This window comes from Nocardioides xinjiangensis, from assembly GCF_017916455.1.
GTDB lineage: Bacteria > Actinomycetota > Actinomycetes > Propionibacteriales > Nocardioidaceae > Nocardioides > Nocardioides xinjiangensis.
In genome coordinates, this window is sequence record NZ_JAFMSY010000001.1 from 1,141,406 (window position 1) to 1,157,479 (window position 16,074).

A 16,074-nucleotide genomic window follows, 5' to 3' on the forward strand; every position below is an offset into this window, starting at 1 on the left:
ACCCCTGCAGAAGCAGAAGGCCCCTGACCTCAGGCGAGGTCAGGGGCCTTCGTGCTACCTAGTTGATCAGCTGCACCCGCTGGTGCTCCCGCAGCCCTCGCAGACGTAGCAGGAGCCAGCCGGCCGCATCTTCGTGCCGCAGGTCATGCAGAGCGGGGAGTCGACGGCGGTGCCGGTGAGCTGCTCGAAGAGCTCGGCCGTGGTCTTGGCCTGGCCGGTGGTGACCTGGGCCGGGACCTCGCGGGCCTCGTTGCCGTGGGTGTCCTTGGTCTCGACCTCCTCGGCCTCGACGACGTCCGTGGAGGACGACGAGGAGGACGACGACGCGGGCTCGACGAGCTCGGCGGCCGAGCCGGTCTCCTCCACGAGCGGCTCGTAGGAGCCGGTTTCGAGGTGGCGCTGGCGCTCCTCGGCCGAGTAGATGCCGAGCATCGACCGCTCCTCGAAGGACAGGTAGTCCAGGGCGAGGCGGCGGAAGATGTAGTCCATGATCGACTGCGCCATCCGCACGTCGGGGTCGTCGGTGAGGCCGGCGGGCTCGAAGCGCAGGTTGGTGAACTTCGAGACGTAGGTCTCCAGCGGGACGCCGTACTGCAGGCCGATCGACACCGCGATCGAGAAGGCGTCCATCACGCCGGCGAGGGTCGAGCCCTGCTTGCCGAGCTTGAGGAAGACCTCGCCGAGCTGGCCGTCGTCGTGGGCGCCGGAGGTCATGTAGCCCTCGGCACCGCCGACGGTGAACGACGTCGTGCGGGAGACGCGCGACTTCGGCAGGCGCTTGCGGACCGGGGCGTAGACGACCTTCTCCACGACCTTCTCGACGACCTCGGCCGCGGCGGAGGCGTCGGAGGCGGCCTTGTCGGCGGCGTCCTTCTTGGCCTTGCCGCCGCCATCGGCGAGGGGCTGGCCGACCTTGCAGTTGTCGCGGTAGACCGCGGTGGCCTTGAGGCCGAGCTTCCAGGACTGCATGTAGACGTCCTCGATCTCCTCGACCGTGGCCGTCTCGGGCAGGTTGACCGTCTTGGAGATCGCGCCGGACAGGAACGGCTGCGCGGCCGCCATCATCCGCACGTGACCCATCGGCTTGAGCGAGCGGGCGCCCATCGCGGTGTCGAAGACCTCGTAGTGCTCGGTCCGCAGGCCCGGGGCGTCGACCACGTGGCCGTGCTCGGCGATGTAGGCGACGATCGCCTCGATCTGCTCCTCCTGGTAGCCCAGCTTCTTCAGGGCCCGCGGAATCGTCTGGTTGACGATCTGCATGGAGCCGCCGCCGACGAGCTTCTTGAACTTCACCAGGGAGAAGTCGGGCTCGATGCCGGTGGTGTCGCAGTCCATCATGAAGCCGATGGTGCCGGTCGGCGCGAGCACGGAGGCCTGCGCGTTGCGGAAGCCATTCTTCTCGCCCAGCTTGATGACGTCGGCCCAGGCCTGCGTCGCGAGCTTGTGCACGCGGCCGTCCTCGGTGTGCAGCACGCGGACGACGTCGTTGGCCGCCTGGTGCTTGCGCATCACGCGCTTGTGGGCGTCGGCGTTGCGGGCGTAGCCGGCGTACGGGCCGACGATGCCGGCGAGCTCGGCGCTGCGCTTGTACGACGTACCGGTCATGAGCGAGGTGATCGCGGCGGCCATCGAGCGGCCGCCCTCGGAGTCGTAGCCGAGGCCCATGGCCATCAGCAGGGCGCCGAGGTTGGCGTAGCCGATGCCGAGCTGGCGGTAGTCGACGGTGGTCTGGCCGATCGCCTCGGTCGGGAAGTCGGCGAAGCAGATGGAGATGTCCATCGCGGTGATGATGAACTCGACGGCCTTGGCGAACAGCGCCGCGTCGAAGGTGTCGTCGTCCTTGAGGAACTTCAGCAGGTTGAGCGACGCGAGGTTGCACGAGGAGTTGTCGAGCGACATGTACTCCGAGCACGGGTTGGACGCGGTGATGCGGCCGGTCTCGGGGTTGGTGTGCCAGTCGTTGATGGTGTCGTCGTACTGCAGGCCCGGGTCGGCGCACTCCCACGCGGCCTGGCTGATCTTGCGGAACAGGTCGCGGGCGTCGACGGTCTCGATGACCTCGCCGGTGCCGCGCGAGCGCAGGCCGAACTCAGTGCCGTCCTCGACCGCGCGCATGAACTCGTCGCTGACGCGGACGGAGTTGTTGGCGTTCTGGTACTGCACGGAGGTGATGTCGGCGCCGCCGAGGTCCATGTCGAAGCCGGCGTCGCGCAGCGCGCGGATCTTGTCCTCCTCACGCGCCTTCGTCATCACGAACTCCTCGATGTCGGGGTGGTCGACGTCGAGGACGACCATCTTGGCGGCACGACGCGTGGCGCCGCCCGACTTGATGGTGCCCGCGGACGCGTCGGCGCCGCGCATGAAGGAGACGGGACCCGAGGCGGTCCCGCCCGAGGAGAGCAGCTCCTTGGAGGAGCGGATGCGGGAGAGGTTGAGGCCGGCGCCGGAGCCGCCCTTGAAGATGAAGCCCTCCTCCTTGTACCAGTTGAGGATCGAGTCCATCGAGTCGTCGACGCTGAGGATGAAGCAGGCCGAGACCTGCTGCGGCGACGGGGTGCCGACGTTGAACCACACCGGCGAGTTGAAGGAGAAGTACTGGTTGACCAGCAGCCAGGTCAGCTCGTGCTCGAAGATCTCGGCGTCGGCGTCGGTGGCGAAGTAGCCGTGGTCGATGCCGGCCTTGGTGTACGTCTTCACGACCCGGTCGATGAGCTGCTTGAGGCTCCACTCGCGGGCGTCGGTGCCGACGGCGCCGCGGAAGTACTTGGTCGTGACGATCGTCGAGGCGTTGACCGACCAGAAGTCGGGGAACTCCACGCCGCGCTGCTCGAAGACGGTCTCGCCGGTCTTCCAGTTCTGCTGGACGACGTCGCGACGCTCCCACGTGATGGCGTCGTAGGGGTGGGTGCCTGCGGTGCTGAAGACGCGCTCCAGCTTCAGGCCCTTGCCCTTCGCCGCTCCCTTGGCGCGGGTGCTCACCGTCTCGGTCATGGGTTCTCCTCGTCGAACCTGGTGGGTGGGTGGTGCTGACTTCTGCGGACCGCGTCCGCGGAGCTCTTCTCGGGGGTGTTCGGAGTTGGTGGGCCCGGCAGGCAGCTTCCCCACTACCTGCCGGGCCGTCTGGGGGTCAGCCCGTCTGCGCGGCCGGCGCGGGCTGATCGTCGGCGGCTCGCTCGAGCCGCAGCATCTTGATCTCGGCGTCGAAGTCGTCGGCGGACTCGAACGCGCGGTAGACCGAGGCGAAGCGGAGGTACGCCACCTCGTCGAGGGCCCGCAGCGGAGCCAGGATCGCGAGGCCGACCTCGTTGGCGTCGAACTCGGCCTGGCCGCTCAGGCGCAGGGCGTCCTCCACCTCCTGGCCGAGGCAGGCGAGCTGGGCGTCGGTGACCGGGCGGCCCTTGCAGGCCTTGCGGACGCCGGCGATCGCCTTGTCGCGGTTGAACGGCTCCGTCGCACCCGAGCGCTTGAGCACCGTCAGCTGCATCTTCTCGACCGTCGTGAACCGGCGGTCGCACTGGGCGCAGGTGCGGCGGCGGCGGATCGAGCCACCGTCGTCGGCGACGCGGGAGTCGAGGACCTTGGTGTCCTCGTTCTTGCAGTACGGGCAGTGCACGGTGGCCCTCCTCTCGCGGCTTTCGGGCGCGCCTCACTCACCCTGCATAACGGGTCGGCGCCTGTGGATCTTCCTGTGGACATCTAGTCTGGACCTGTGCGGTGACATCCCCAGCCTGTGCACCAGATGTGGATAACTACAGCGGTGTAACTACTAGATGTAGTGGTAACCGTACGCCCCGGCCACGAGACTTGGCAAGCGAATGCCGTACCTCGGTGGATCAATTTGCCGGTGCCGGCAAAACCGCAGGTCAGTGGCTCTGCGGCGGGCGACGAGGCGGCGTGTCGCGCGTCTCTCCGGCGTCGTTGCGGCCCTCACTCAGGCCACATCCGACACAATGAGCGGGTGTCCACAGGGAAGCGAGCAGGGTCGCGCAAGGGCGCCCGTCCGCCTCGGACACTGAACAGGGCGGCGCTCGTCCTCGGCGCCGCCATCACCCTCTGCGTGGTGGCCTGGGGCTACCTCGTCTACGCCGCCATCGACTTCGGTACGGCGGCGCGCGGGGGCAGCTCGTCGGCGTGGATGTTCATGGCCCTGGCCTGCCTCGGCGCGATCGCCTGCCTCTTCACCGGGCTGCTGCTGGTCGCGCGGCTGATGCGGGCGCTGGGGATCACCTCGCCGCCGGAGCCCGCGGACGAGGCGCCCCGGCCGGTGGGCGGGAAGCGCGCGGCTCGCTGACCGTGGAAGATCCGAGCCACCTGGTGGCTCGGATCCTCCACCGTCCCGGTCGGGGCGGCGTCCTCGCGCGTCCCCTGCGCCGAGCTACGGCAGGACGAGCTGCGGCAGGGCCTCGACGACCTCGAGGCTCTGGGACGCGCCCACCACCGTCAGGGTGTCCGGGATGGAGATCCACTCGCCGCCGCCGATCCTGTACTCGCCGGCGTACGTCGTGTCGACGCGCACCGCCACCGCCCCGGTCCGCAGGTACTCGTGGGTGACGTCGAGGTCGGGGTGCGGCGCCCCGGGGCTCGAGGTGCGCTCGGTCGTGCCGTCGCCGAAGACGTAGGTGTACTCGACCGGGTGGGCACGGATCTCGACTCGCTGGCCGGCCAGGGTGACGCTGTGGTCGACCGGGCGGTGGTCGGGTGTGTAGAAGTTCGTCTCGAAGTTCACGAGGGTCCTGCCGCCCGCGGGCTGGACCACGAGCCTCGATGCCGGCCAGCCGTACCGTCTGAACTCGCGCAGGATCAGCTGGACGATGTTGACCTGGTCGACCTCGCGCGCCGGCACGCAGACATCTCCCACGTCCGTGCCGTCCATGTACACGTCGTGCACGTAGCCCTCTTCGCCACCCTCGGTGCACTCGACATGCTCGACGCAGATGCCGCCGTTGCCGCACTGGATGGTGACCACCCACGTGTGTCCGTCGCCGGAGTTCGCGCTAGAGGAGTAGTCCGCGTAGGTCCATTGACAGTCAGCGTCGGCTTGCTCCCACCCGACCGCGATGCACGTTGACGCTGCTTCGGCCGGGTCGGGCACCGCCCACAGTGACGACGTGGCCAATCCAGCCGCGAGCGCGCGGGCTAGACGACCAAACATCACAGAATCCCAAAGTGGGTCACGACCCATCGCCGACCGGCCCTGCCGAGCGTCACGCGGATAGTTGTCCGGCCCCCGGGCAGCGTGCGAGTCCCGCCGTCGCCCTGGTTAATGACCGTTTGCGGCAGATCCTTTGTGACGTCATACGTCGGCGGATCGCTACCCACAGGCTTGATCCGCACGACTCGCGACCCCGCGAACTCTGCGCTACCTCCTCCGTCGTAGACCTGGGCCACGTTCTCGACGAAGTCCTGACACGGCGTGCATTCGGGAGTCATCGCGTCGTACTCCGCGGTCTCCCCCGTCACCTGCATCTCGTCGCCGGCCTTGACCCAGCGCCGGATGAAGTCCTCCGGATTCTCCGCCTCAGGCGTCTCGGTCTCGACCGGAGTCGGGGTAGACGCCGAGCTCGACGGTTCCGCGATCTTGGGAGTCGGCTCCGTCGTCGGTTCGCCGCCCGAGCACCCGGCGAGCAGCGGCGGGACCGTGAGGATGAGCGCCAATGCGCGGCGTACGTGCATGTCGTGCCTCCCGAGAACAACGCCTGCACCACGAAACTACCCACCGCGGTGGCCGGTCAACCACCCTCGCAACCCCAGTTGTGGACGACGTCCCGAAATGCGCCGAGGGGCGGGCCCGCAGGCCCGCCCCTCGCCTTCCCCTTGGTCCACCAGCCGGGGTCGAAGCGGCTGGTGGAGGCCTCGCGCATCAGTCGGTGGCGACCGGGACGCGGAGCTTCTGGCCGGCCGAGAGGCCGGCGGACTCGAGGGCGTTGAGCCGCTCGATCTCATTCATCACGGAGCGGACGTCGCCGTCGGTCGCGATCTCGCTCGCGATCCCCCACAGGGTGTCACCGGGCGCGACCTGGACGATCTCGGTCGGGGCGGGCTGCCCGGCCTCGTCGGTGCCGACGGCACCACCGGCGAGCATGAACGCCACGCCGAGGACCAGGAACAGCGAGGTCAGGAAGACGACCAGTCGGCCACGGCGGGTCAGGCGCACCGTCGAGCGGGCGCGGGCCGGGGTGACCGGGGTCCGGAAAGCGGGGGAAAGGCTGAGGGTGCTCATGGTGGCCTCCTGGGGAAGATCAGCCGTGGGTGTCTGTCGAGCGAATGTCTAGTCGGAGCCACCGACAGCGGCTTCTCGCCACCGGCGTCGAGCAGACGTTCGATCGAACGTGTGTACGACGTTAGAGCACGTGTTCGAACAACGCAAGCACCAGATCGAACGAGTGTTCGCCACCCGCCACGCGTCTCTGCACACAAGCCTCGGCACGCGCCCGCTCCGCACTGGTGCCGACCGCGACACGCGGAGTTCGAACAGGTGTTTGATCCCCTCCCGCCGACAGGACTACGGTGAACACACCTGCTCCTGTCCCACCCGAGCCGCGGACGGAGCGGGCAACCCGTAGTGGAGGAGCCATGGCCAAGTCCGACGACAAGAACGTCATCGAGATGCCCGACGGACCCCCGGACGCCACCGGACTGACCCCGCGCCAGCAGCGCGTGCTGGCCACGATCAAGGACTCCATCGAGTCCAAGGGCTACCCGCCGTCGATGCGTGAGATCGGGCAGGCCGTCGGCCTCACCTCCTCCTCCAGCGTCGCCCACCAGCTCCGCGTCCTCGAGAGCAAGGGCTTCCTCAAGCGCGACCCCAACCGGCCCCGCGCCCTCGAGGTGTTCCTGCCCGAGGTGATGGCCGCGCGCCGCTCCATCTCGAGCGCCGACGAGACCAGCATCGACGAGACGGGCATCGGTGACGCCGCCCCGGCCGCGGTCAACATCCCGGTCGTCGGCCGGATCGCCGCCGGCGGCCCGATCCTCGCCGAGGAGCAGGTCACCGACGTGTTCCCGCTCCCCAAGCAGCTCGTCGGCGACGGCACCCTCTTCCTGCTCGAGGTCTCCGGCGACTCCATGGTCGACGCGGCGATCTGCAACGGCGACTACGTCGTGATCCGCCAGGAGCAGACCGCGACCAACGGCCAGATCGTCGCCGCGATGATCGAGGGCGAGGCGACGGTCAAGACGTTCCAGCGCAAGGACGGCCACGTCTGGCTGCTGCCCCACAACGAGGCCTACGACCCCATCCCGGGCGACAACGCCACGATCCTCGGCGTCGTGACCGCGGTGCTGCGCCGGGTCTGAGGCGTCGTACGCCGACCTGCGCGGCGGGCCCGCAGGGCCGCGCGGCCGGCGGTGTAGCCTCGCGCCGATGCCCGAGTTCGCCGTCCCCGACCCGCTGGTCTTCCGCACGCGCCCGGGCAACCGCCGCCGGCTCGTGCCGGAGGCGCAGGCCGCGGTCGACCGGCTGGCCGCGGCGGGCGAGCAGTCCGCCTGGCTCAGCCCGCTGGCGTACAACCTGACGATCAGCCACAGCCACCGCTTCGTCTGGTACCGGGTGGCCAAGGTCGCGACGCGCACCATCCGCCACCACTGCGAGCAGCACGGCGTCAGCATGGACGTCGATCATGCGATGCGGGTGCGATACCCGCTCGCCAGCTTCGCCGACTACTTCACCTTCGCGTTCGTGCGCGACCCGCTGGACCGGTTCGTCTCGGCGTGGCACGACAAAGTCGTCGACCACAACTACTACGACTTCGACGCCGCGACCCACGAGCGGATGCAGACCGTCGAGGAGTTCGCCCGCTGGACCGCTGCACAGGACCTGTCCGCGGTGCCGGGGACCGACCAGCACCTTACGCTCCAGAGCCGGATGATCGACCTCAACCGGGTCGACTTCGTCGGCCGGCTCGAGACCTTCGACCGCGACTTCGCCGAGGTCTGCGAGCGCGTCGGGGCGCCCGCCGTGCCGACCGCGCCGCGGAACCAGACCGCCCCCGGCGGGCGCGACCGCCAGGTCTCCGCCGAGCTGCGCGAGCTGGTGGCGACGATGTACCGCCGGGACTACCAGCTCTTCGGCTACGCGCCCTGACCGGGCTAGGCGGCGCCGAGCCGCGCGAGCGCCTGACGTACGAGCGCCGGGTCGGTGGTCGACCACATCGGCGGCAGCGACGCCTTGAGGAAGCGGCCGTAGCGCGCCGTCTCCAGGCGCGGGTCGAGCACGGCGACGACGCCGCGGTCGGACGTCGTGCGGATCAGGCGACCGGCGCCCTGCGCGAGCAGGAGCGCGGCATGGGTGGCGGCGACCTGCATGAAGCCGTTGCCGCCGGCCTGGTCGGCGGCCTTCTGGCGCGCCGACATCAGCGGGTCGTCGGGGCGGGGGAACGGGATCCGGTCGATGATCACCAGCTGGCAGGTGTCGCCCGGCACGTCGAGGCCCTGCCACAGCGACAGCGTGCCGAACAGGCAGGTGTGCGGGTCATCGACGAACTGCCTGGCGAGCTCCGGCAGCTGGGCGTCGCCCTGCGCGAGCGTCGTGAGGTGCGGCAACCGGGCCCGGACCGCCTCCGCCGCGGCCTCCGCCGCGCGGCGCGAGGAGAAGAGGCCGAGCGTGCGCCCGTCGAGCGCGTCGACGAGGTCGCAGATCTCGTCGAGCTGCGCCGGCCCCAGGCCGTCGCGGCCGGGCTGCGGCAGGTGGCGGGCGACGTAGAGGATCGACTGCTGGCCGTAGTCGAACGGCGACCCGACGTCGAGGCCCTTCCACGGCAGCGCCGAGTCGGGGTCGGGGCTGGCGACCTGCGAGCCCACGCGCTCGGTGGGCTTGAGGCCGAGCGAGGTGGCGACCGCACCGAACTCGCCGCCGAGCATCAGCGTCGCGCTGGTGAAGACGACGGTCTTGTCGGTCAGCAGCCGGTCGCGCATCGGGCCCCACACCTGCAGCGGGGCGACGTGGAGCCGCGCCGGGAACCGGTCGCGGGCCTCGCCCAGCCACAGCACGTCGGCCTGCGAGCCCGCGGCCATCCGCTCGGCGTTGACGTACACCTCCTGCACCATGCCCTTGGCCTGCGTACGCCCGGCGTCGCCGTCACCGTCGCCGCCAGACTCGCGCGGGAAGGCCGACAGGCAGGCGCGGGCCGCGTCGCGCACCAGCACGAGCGCGTCGGAGAGCTGGGTCGACAGCTGGTCGATGCGGCCCGGCGGGGTCGCCTCGATGGCCTCGGCCAGCTGCTGCGCGGCGTCCTCGAGGTCGCCCGCGGGGTCGCCGTCGGCGCCGTCGGCCCAGCGCGACGCGCGCCGGGCGGCGCGCTCGATGTCGGAGACGCCGAGCTCGTCGGTGGCGGCCTGGGTGACACGGGCGGTCAGCTCGTGGGCCTCGTCGATCACGACCGTGTCGTAGTCGGGGATCATCGGCACCTCCTCGATCGCGTCGATCGCGAGGAGGGAGTGGTTGGTGACGATGAGGTGGCTGCGCTGCGCCTTCTCGCGCGCGAGCTCGGCGAAGCACTCCTGCCCGAACGGGCACTTCGCGGCGCCGAGGCACTCGCGGTGGTTGACCGACACCTGGCGCCACTCGCGGTCGGTGTGTCGTGGGGCGTTGTCCCGCTCGCCGCTGCCCCCCTGCTCGGACTCCTCCTCCGCCCATGCGCGCAGCTCGAGGACCTTCTCGGCCATCGAGCCCGTGGGGACGTCGACGAGGGCGCCCTGGTCGTCGGGGACGCCGGCGCGGATCCGGTGCAGGCAGGCGTAGTTCGAGCGGCCCTTCAGCACGGCGTACGACGTGTCGAGGCCGGGCACGTCCTTGACCGCCTCGACCAGTCGCGGCAGGTCGCGCTCGACGAGCTGGTGCTGCAGGGCGAGGGTCGCGGTGGCGACGACGACGCGCTTGTCGTGGAGCAGCGCGGGGACGAGGTAGCCGAGCGACTTGCCCGTGCCGGTGCCGGCCTGGACGAGGAGGTGACGGCCCTCCTCCATCGCCTCGGCGACCTCGGTGGCCATCTGCACCTGGCCGTCGCGCTGCTGCCCGCCGAGGGCCGTGACCGCCCTGGCCAGCACCGTCGGGACCGGCGTGGTCACGGGCGCGGGGGCGGTGTCGGTCGCGGGCACCAGAGCACCTTACGGGGCGGCGCCGACAGCTCGGCGTACCGCGTCCACAGCGGGTGTCAGTAGTTCTTCTTGCGGCCGATCTGGCGCTCGATGCGCCGCTCGGGCTGGCCGAGCACCTTCGCGAGGAGCTTCACGCGGTAGCGGTAGGCGACCACGCCCAGGACGACGATCAGCAGGATCCACAACATGCCAGGCAGCGTACGCCCCGGGACCTCACGAGGGTTGTGCGAACTTCCGGGGGTCTGCACGCCCCCGGAAGTTCGGAATCCCCCGCTTAAGCGGGGGATTCCAAAGCGACCGCTCAGACGACGGCGCCGGAGTCCTCGGGCGCGCGCTCGACCTTCTCCTTCTTGACCCGGCTCATCGGCCACTTCTCCTGGAAGTAGGTCACCAGCGGGGTGGCGGTGAAGATCGAGGAGTAGGTGCCGACGATGAGTCCGATCAGCAGCGCGATCGAGAAGTCGCGCAGCGAGTCGCCGCCGAGGATCGCGAGCGCGGCGAGGATGAACATCGTGCCGAGGCCGGTGTTGACGGTGCGCGGCACCGTCTCGACCGCGGCCTTGTTGGCCAGCGAGCTGAAGTCGTCCTCGGGCTTCGAGCCGAACCACCGCTCGCGCACCCGGTCGAAGACGACGACGGTGTCGTTGACGGAGAGACCGATGATGGTCATCGCTGCCGCCAGGAAGATGCCGTCGATCGGCTTCTGCATCCAGGCGAAGATGCCGACCACGATCAGCACGTCGTGGGCCATCGCGATGACGGCCGAGACGCCGAAGGTCCACTTGAACCGGAAGGCGAGGTAGAGCAGCTGGGCGAGGAAGGCGACGCCGAAGGCGATGAGCGCGTTGTTGCGCAGCTCCTCGCCGAGGGAGGCGCCGATCTGCTGGTCGTCGACCTTCGACACGTCGCCGCCGACCGCCGCGAGCTCGTCCTCGATCCGCTGCTCCTCCTCGTTCGAGATCTCGCCGGTGCGGACGGTGAAGTCGGCGGTGTCGGCGGTCTGCACGACGGCCTCGGGGAAGCCGGCGTCGGCCACGGCCTGGCGGGCCTGGTCGACGGAGATCTCCTCGGACAGGGAGTAGTCGAGCTGGCGTCCGCCGGTGAACTCGACACCGAGGTTGAGGCCCTGGGTGGCGATGCCGGCGATGGCGAACACGGTCGCCGCACCCGACACGGCCAGCCAGCGGCCGCGGTTCTTCATGATGTCGGGGTCCTTGCGGTCCAGCCAGGCCCGCACCTTGCCGACGTCGCCGAGGCCGCTGATGCCGGGCCGGCGCGAGACGCCCTTGTTGGAGACCGCGAGGTCGCACAGCACGCGGGCGATGATCAGCGCGGAGATCATCGACGCGATGACACCGATGGACAGGGTGACACCGAAGCCCTTGATCGGACCGGAGCCGAGGAAGAACAGCAGCCCGGCCGCGAGCAGCGTGGTCACGTTGGAGTCGATGATGGCGGTCCACGCCTTGTTGAAGCCGACCGCGAGGGCGCGGCGCAGCCCGGCGGACGGGTAGGCGGCGTACTCCTCCCGGGCTCGTTCGAAGACGAGGACGTTCGCGTCGATCGCCATGCCGATGGCGAGCACGAAGCCGGCGAGGCCGGGCAGCGTGAGCGTCGACCCGAGCCCGACGAGCATGGCATAGGCGAGCAGGGCGTACGACGCCAGCGCGATGGTCGCCATGAGACCGACGAGCCGGTAGACGATCACGATGAACAGGCCGGTCAGGATGAGGCCGATGATGCCGGCCTCGATCGAGGCGTCGATCGCCGCCTCACCGAGCGACGGGCCGACGAGGCGGTCGGAGATGGCGGTCAGCTCGAGCGGCAGGGCGCCGCCCTCGATGAGCGCGGAGAGCTCGCGAGCCTCCGCCGAGGTGAAGTTGCCGGTGATGTCGGTGGAGCCGCCGCGGATGCCGACGTTGCAGCCGACCCCCGTGTTGACCTCGGGCGAGGAGATGACCTCGTTGTCGAGCACGATCGCGATGCGGCGCTTGGGGTCGCCGGAGGGGTTGCAGGCGGCCTTGCCGGTGATGTCGGCCCAGGTGTCGCCACCCTTGCCGTTGAAGTCGATGGCCACGACCCACTCGACGCTCTGCTCGCGCTGCACCGCGCTGGCGCCGGTGATCTCCTCGCCCTGGATGACCGTCGGACCGACCTCGAGGGTGTCGCCCTGGTCGGAGGGCAGCACGAGGTTGTTCTTCTTGCTGGGCTCGGCGTCGGGCTGGGTTGTCGAGACGACCTCGTGAATGGTCAGCTTCGCCGTCGTGCCGATGCGCTCCTCGGCCTCCTGCGCCTCGGCGTCGTTGGTCACGCCGGGCAGCTCGACCAGGATGCGGTTCTCGCCCTGGCGGACCAGGGTGGACTCGGCGACACCGAGGGCGTCGACCCGGCCGCGGAGGACCTGCAGGGTCTTGTCGACGTTCTCCGCGTTGGCGGGCGTCTGCTCGGTCCCCTCGGCCTCGAAGACGAACTGCGCACCGCCGCGGAGGTCCAGGCCCAGGTTGGGCTTGACGTTGACGGCGAGCGCCGCGCACCCGGCCAGCAGGCCGAGCACGAGGATGAAGCGGATCCAGACACCTCGTGACATGCGCGACATCCTCTACTACGAGACTTCGACGCCCGTAATCGGGCACGGACGGCTCAACGCGCCGCCCCGCTCGAAGGTTCCGCCCGCGCGAGGTCAGCGGGCGTAGGCCGCCAGCTCGCCGGCGAGGTCGGCGTTGGCCCGGCCGACGACGAGCGTGCCGTCGCCGGTGTGCTCCATCGAGCCGATCTCGGCCTCCTGGTGAATGCGGTTCACCAGGTCGCCGCGCTCGTAGGGCAGCAGCACGTCGAACTCGACCTGCGGCCGCGGCAGCTCGGACTCGATCGTCCGCAGCGCCTCCTCGATGCCCTCGCCCGTCTTCGCGCTCACCACGACGCTGTGCGGCTCGCGCGCCCTGAGCCGGCTGATCACCAGCGGGTCGGCGGCGTCGGCCTTGTTGATGACGATGATCTCGGGGACCTTGGTCGCACCGATCTCGGCGAGCACCTGTCGCACCGCAGCGATCTGGCCCTCCGGGTCGGGGTGCGAGCCGTCGACGACGTGGAGCAGCAGGTCGGCGTCGGCGACCTCCTCGAGCGTCGAGCGGAACGCCTCGACAAGGTCGTGCGGGAGGTGGCGCACGAAGCCGACGGTGTCGGACATCGTGTACACCCGCCCGTCCGAGGTCGTCGTACGCCGGGTGGTGGGGTCCAGGGTCGCGAACAGCGCGTCCTCCACGAGCACCCCGGCGTCGGTCAGCCGGTTGAGCAGCGAGGACTTGCCGGCGTTGGTGTAGCCGGCGATCGCAACGCTGGGCACGTGGTTGCGGCGGCGCGACTGCCGCTTGACCTCACGGGTGCCGCGCATCTCCTTGAGCTCGCGTCGCAGCTTGGCGATCCGGGTGTTGATGCGGCGGCGGTCGGTCTCGATCTTGGTCTCACCGGGACCGCGGCCACCGATGCCCTCGCCGCCGGCGGCCCGGCCACCGGCCTGGCGGGACAGGTTGCCGCCCCAGCCGCGCAGGCGCTGCTTCATGTACTGCAGCTGGGCGAGCTCCACCTGCGCCTGGCCCTCCTTGCTCTTCGCGTGCTGGGCGAAGATGTCGAGGATCAGCGCGGTGCGGTCGACCACCTTGACCTTGAGCCGGTCCTCGAGGTTGCGCAGCTGGCTGGGCGCGAGCTCGCCGTCGCAGATGACGGTGTCGGCGCCGGTCGCCTGCACGATCTCGCGGATCGCGTCGACCTTGCCGCGGCCGATGTAGGTGGCCGGGTCCGGCTTCTGGCGGCGCTGGAAGACGGCCTCGAGGACCTCGGAGCCGGCGGTCTCGGCGAGCAGCGCGAGCTCGGCCATCGAGTTCTCGGCGTCGGTGACGCTGCCCTCGGTCCACACGCCGACGAGCACGACCTTCTCCAGCCGGAGCTGGCGGTACTCGACCTCGGTGATGTCCTCGAGCTCGGTGCGCAGGCTGGCGACGCGGCGCAGGGCGTGGCGCTCGGCCAGCTCCTGCGCGCCGAGCGTCAGCTCCTCGGGGTCGGCCTCGTCGTCGTACGCCGTGTCGTCGGCGTAGCCGGACTCGAAGTCGTCCTGGTCGGCGAGCAGCTCGTCGTCGAGCTCGATCGTGTCGTCGTCCCAGCCGCGGGTGGCGTCGAGGGCGTCGCGCAGATTGAAGTCAGGTGCGTTCGTCATATACCAGCAAGGGTAGGTCGCCCGACCTCACCTGCGCGAGCAGTTTCGCGCAGGGCTGACAACGGTGGGGGGCCGATCCTCAGGCGCGGTGCCGCCCGAGCGCGACCGCTCGCTCCTCCGTCAGCGAGTCGAAGTCGATGAACTCGTCGCACGCGGCGCGGACGTCGTGCGCCGTGTGTGCGGGACCCACCACGACCACCCGCACGCCCGCAGAGTGCAGCCGGTGCACCAGGGGCAGCATGCACGTCATGTCGCCGACGATCACCACCTCGTCGACCGCGGCCTCGCGGGCGATGTCGACGGCGTCGATGGCCATCGCCACCAGCGCCTGCTCGCCGTCGGCGGCCAGCTGGTGGAAGGAGGAGAGCCCCTGCGGGCGCAGGCGACCCGCCCACGCGCCGAGGTCGGACCGGCTCCAGTCCGCGTAGGCGCGGCAGACGTCGACCGGCCCCCGCTCGCCCAGCCGTGCGAGCAGCTTGGCAGCGACGTCCTCGGGGATGCGGCGGGTGTCGATGAGCACCGCGCGCCTGGTCGCGCGCTCCGCGTCGACTGCCGCCCCGCGACGAGGCAGGGCACGCCTGCGCGGCGTCGGCCCGAAGGCAGGGTCGTCGGACCCGGCCGACTCGGTCGGGCCGACCAGCGCGGTCTCGTCGACCGCCTCGGTCGCTGCGCGCACCTGGACGTCGCTGCGAGCGCCGACCCAACGTGTCACGAGCGACGCCAGCTCTCCGTCGCCGCCTGCACTGGAGCATCCCCGCGGCTCCGCCATCCTGGTCATCGTGCGCCCCCCACAGGCTGGATGAATCTCGAACTTCAGGGAGACCATCCACCGCGGCGCCGGGACACGGGGCGAAACGCCCAGAATGCGGACAACGGTCTGGACCAGTGGGGACGCGGCTCGCCCCTACGTGGCCCGTCCGGTCACTTCGGTGGCATCCGGATGCCGCCGTCGACGCGGATGGTCTCGCCGTTCATGTAGGAGTTGGTCAGGCACTCCACGACCATGCTGGCCAGCTCGTCGGCACGGCCGAGGCGCTTGGGGAACAGCACGTTGCGACCGAGGTTGGCCTTGAATTGCTCGGGCTCGGGGAACGCGTCGTAGATCGGGGTGTCGATCAGGCCGGGCGCCACGGTGTTGAGGCGGATGCCGGCGGCGGACAGGTCGCGCGCAATTGGGAGGGTCATCCCGACGACGCCGCCCTTGGACGCGGAGTACGACGCCTGGCCGATCTGGCCGTCGAAGGCCGCGACCGAGGCGAGGTTGACGATGGCGCCCCGCTGGTCGTCCTCGTCGGGCTCGTTGCGGCTCATCACCGTCGCGGCCTGGCGGGTCATGTCGAAGGTGCCGATGAGGTTGATCTCCACCACCTTGCGGAACGCGTCGAGGTCGTGGGCCTGCTCGATCAGGCCGTCACGGCCGATGGTGCGCTGGGCCCAGCCGATGCCCGCGGAGTTCACGCAGGCGCGCAGCGGCGCGATCTCGGCGGCCGCCTCGACCGCCGCGGTGACCTGCTCGGTCCGCGTCACGTCGACGGCGGCGAAGACGCCGCCGATCTCCCCGGCGAGCGCCTCGCCCTTCTCGGCGTCGATGTCGGCGACGACGACCGTCGCTCCCCGGGCGGAGAGGGCGCGGGCGACCGCGGCACCGATGCCGCTGGCGCCGCCGGTGACGATGGCGGTGGATCCGGTGATGTCCATGTCGCCGGATGCTATGCCAGTCGAGTGCTGGGCTCCGTGCGGGCTACGACCGCGGCGGCACTCGACCCGAC

General features: G+C 70.3%; 14 protein-coding genes. 3 read left to right on the top strand and 11 right to left on the bottom strand.

From position 1 onward, the window contains the following. Window positions 1-66 precede the first annotated feature (66 nt). Both J3P38_RS05415 and nrdR read right to left on the bottom strand, forming a co-directional pair. Window positions 67-2,991 (bottom strand): vitamin B12-dependent ribonucleotide reductase, encoded by a 2,925-nt coding sequence (locus tag J3P38_RS05415; protein ID WP_210438816.1) that lies wholly within the window; start codon window positions 2,989-2,991, stop codon window positions 67-69. A gap of 136 nt (window positions 2,992-3,127) precedes the next feature. Then, window positions 3,128-3,613, bottom strand: coding sequence for a transcriptional regulator NrdR (gene nrdR / locus J3P38_RS05420; RefSeq protein ID WP_210502906.1), 486 nt, complete (start codon window positions 3,611-3,613; stop codon window positions 3,128-3,130). 345 nt (window positions 3,614-3,958) lie between these two features. Between nrdR and J3P38_RS05425 the strand changes: the two genes are divergently transcribed. Further along, on the top strand, window positions 3,959-4,291 hold the full coding sequence (locus J3P38_RS05425) for a hypothetical protein (protein ID WP_210502907.1): 333 nt from the start codon (window positions 3,959-3,961) through the stop codon (window positions 4,289-4,291). A gap of 84 nt (window positions 4,292-4,375) precedes the next feature. Here J3P38_RS05425 and J3P38_RS05430 read toward each other — a convergent pair whose 3' ends face one another. From J3P38_RS05430 to J3P38_RS05440, 3 genes are all read right to left on the bottom strand, one after another. Beyond that, window positions 4,376-4,966 carry a hypothetical protein gene (locus J3P38_RS05430; protein WP_210502908.1) on the bottom strand — a complete coding sequence of 197 codons (591 nt, stop codon included), beginning with the start codon at window positions 4,964-4,966 and terminating at the stop codon, window positions 4,376-4,378. Between the two features lie 185 nt (window positions 4,967-5,151). Next, window positions 5,152-5,655, bottom strand: a complete 504-nt coding sequence (locus tag J3P38_RS05435; protein ID WP_210502909.1) for a hypothetical protein — start codon at window positions 5,653-5,655, stop codon at window positions 5,152-5,154. A gap of 205 nt (window positions 5,656-5,860) precedes the next feature. Next, the gene (locus J3P38_RS05440; protein ID WP_210502910.1) at window positions 5,861-6,220 is read right to left on the bottom strand and encodes a LysM peptidoglycan-binding domain-containing protein; all 360 of its coding nucleotides are present in this window, start codon (window positions 6,218-6,220) and stop codon (window positions 5,861-5,863) included. A gap of 353 nt (window positions 6,221-6,573) precedes the next feature. Here J3P38_RS05440 and lexA point away from each other — a divergent pair, with 353 nt between their 5' ends. Both lexA and J3P38_RS05450 read left to right on the top strand, forming a co-directional pair. Continuing rightward, on the top strand, window positions 6,574-7,296 hold the full coding sequence (lexA, locus tag J3P38_RS05445; RefSeq protein WP_210438822.1) for a transcriptional repressor LexA: 723 nt from the start codon (window positions 6,574-6,576) through the stop codon (window positions 7,294-7,296). Window positions 7,297-7,363: 67 nt separating this feature from the next. Continuing rightward, window positions 7,364-8,083, top strand: coding sequence for a sulfotransferase family 2 domain-containing protein (locus tag J3P38_RS05450; RefSeq protein WP_210502911.1), 720 nt, complete (start codon window positions 7,364-7,366; stop codon window positions 8,081-8,083). Window positions 8,084-8,088: 5 nt separating this feature from the next. On the opposite strand, the gene J3P38_RS05455 is transcribed toward J3P38_RS05450, so the two are convergent. The 6 genes from J3P38_RS05455 to J3P38_RS05475 form a co-directional block, all read right to left on the bottom strand. Then, the gene (locus J3P38_RS05455) at window positions 8,089-10,095 is read right to left on the bottom strand and encodes an ATP-dependent DNA helicase (protein WP_307807735.1); all 2,007 of its coding nucleotides are present in this window, start codon (window positions 10,093-10,095) and stop codon (window positions 8,089-8,091) included. Between the two features lie 56 nt (window positions 10,096-10,151). Next, complete coding sequence (locus J3P38_RS18010; protein ID WP_282595333.1) at window positions 10,152-10,283, bottom strand: hypothetical protein; 132 nt, start codon at window positions 10,281-10,283, stop codon at window positions 10,152-10,154. Window positions 10,284-10,396: 113 nt separating this feature from the next. Then, window positions 10,397-12,682 (bottom strand): protein translocase subunit SecD, encoded by a 2,286-nt coding sequence (gene secD, locus J3P38_RS05460; protein WP_210438824.1) that lies wholly within the window; start codon window positions 12,680-12,682, stop codon window positions 10,397-10,399. 93 nt (window positions 12,683-12,775) lie between these two features. Then, window positions 12,776-14,305, bottom strand: a complete 1,530-nt coding sequence (hflX, locus tag J3P38_RS05465) for a GTPase HflX (protein ID WP_246855632.1) — start codon at window positions 14,303-14,305, stop codon at window positions 12,776-12,778. 79 nt (window positions 14,306-14,384) lie between these two features. Further along, window positions 14,385-15,017 (bottom strand): NYN domain-containing protein, encoded by a 633-nt coding sequence (locus J3P38_RS05470; RefSeq protein WP_210438825.1) that lies wholly within the window; start codon window positions 15,015-15,017, stop codon window positions 14,385-14,387. Between the two features lie 209 nt (window positions 15,018-15,226). Then, the gene (locus tag J3P38_RS05475; protein WP_210438826.1) at window positions 15,227-16,003 is read right to left on the bottom strand and encodes an SDR family oxidoreductase; all 777 of its coding nucleotides are present in this window, start codon (window positions 16,001-16,003) and stop codon (window positions 15,227-15,229) included. Window positions 16,004-16,074: the final 71 nt, after the last annotated feature.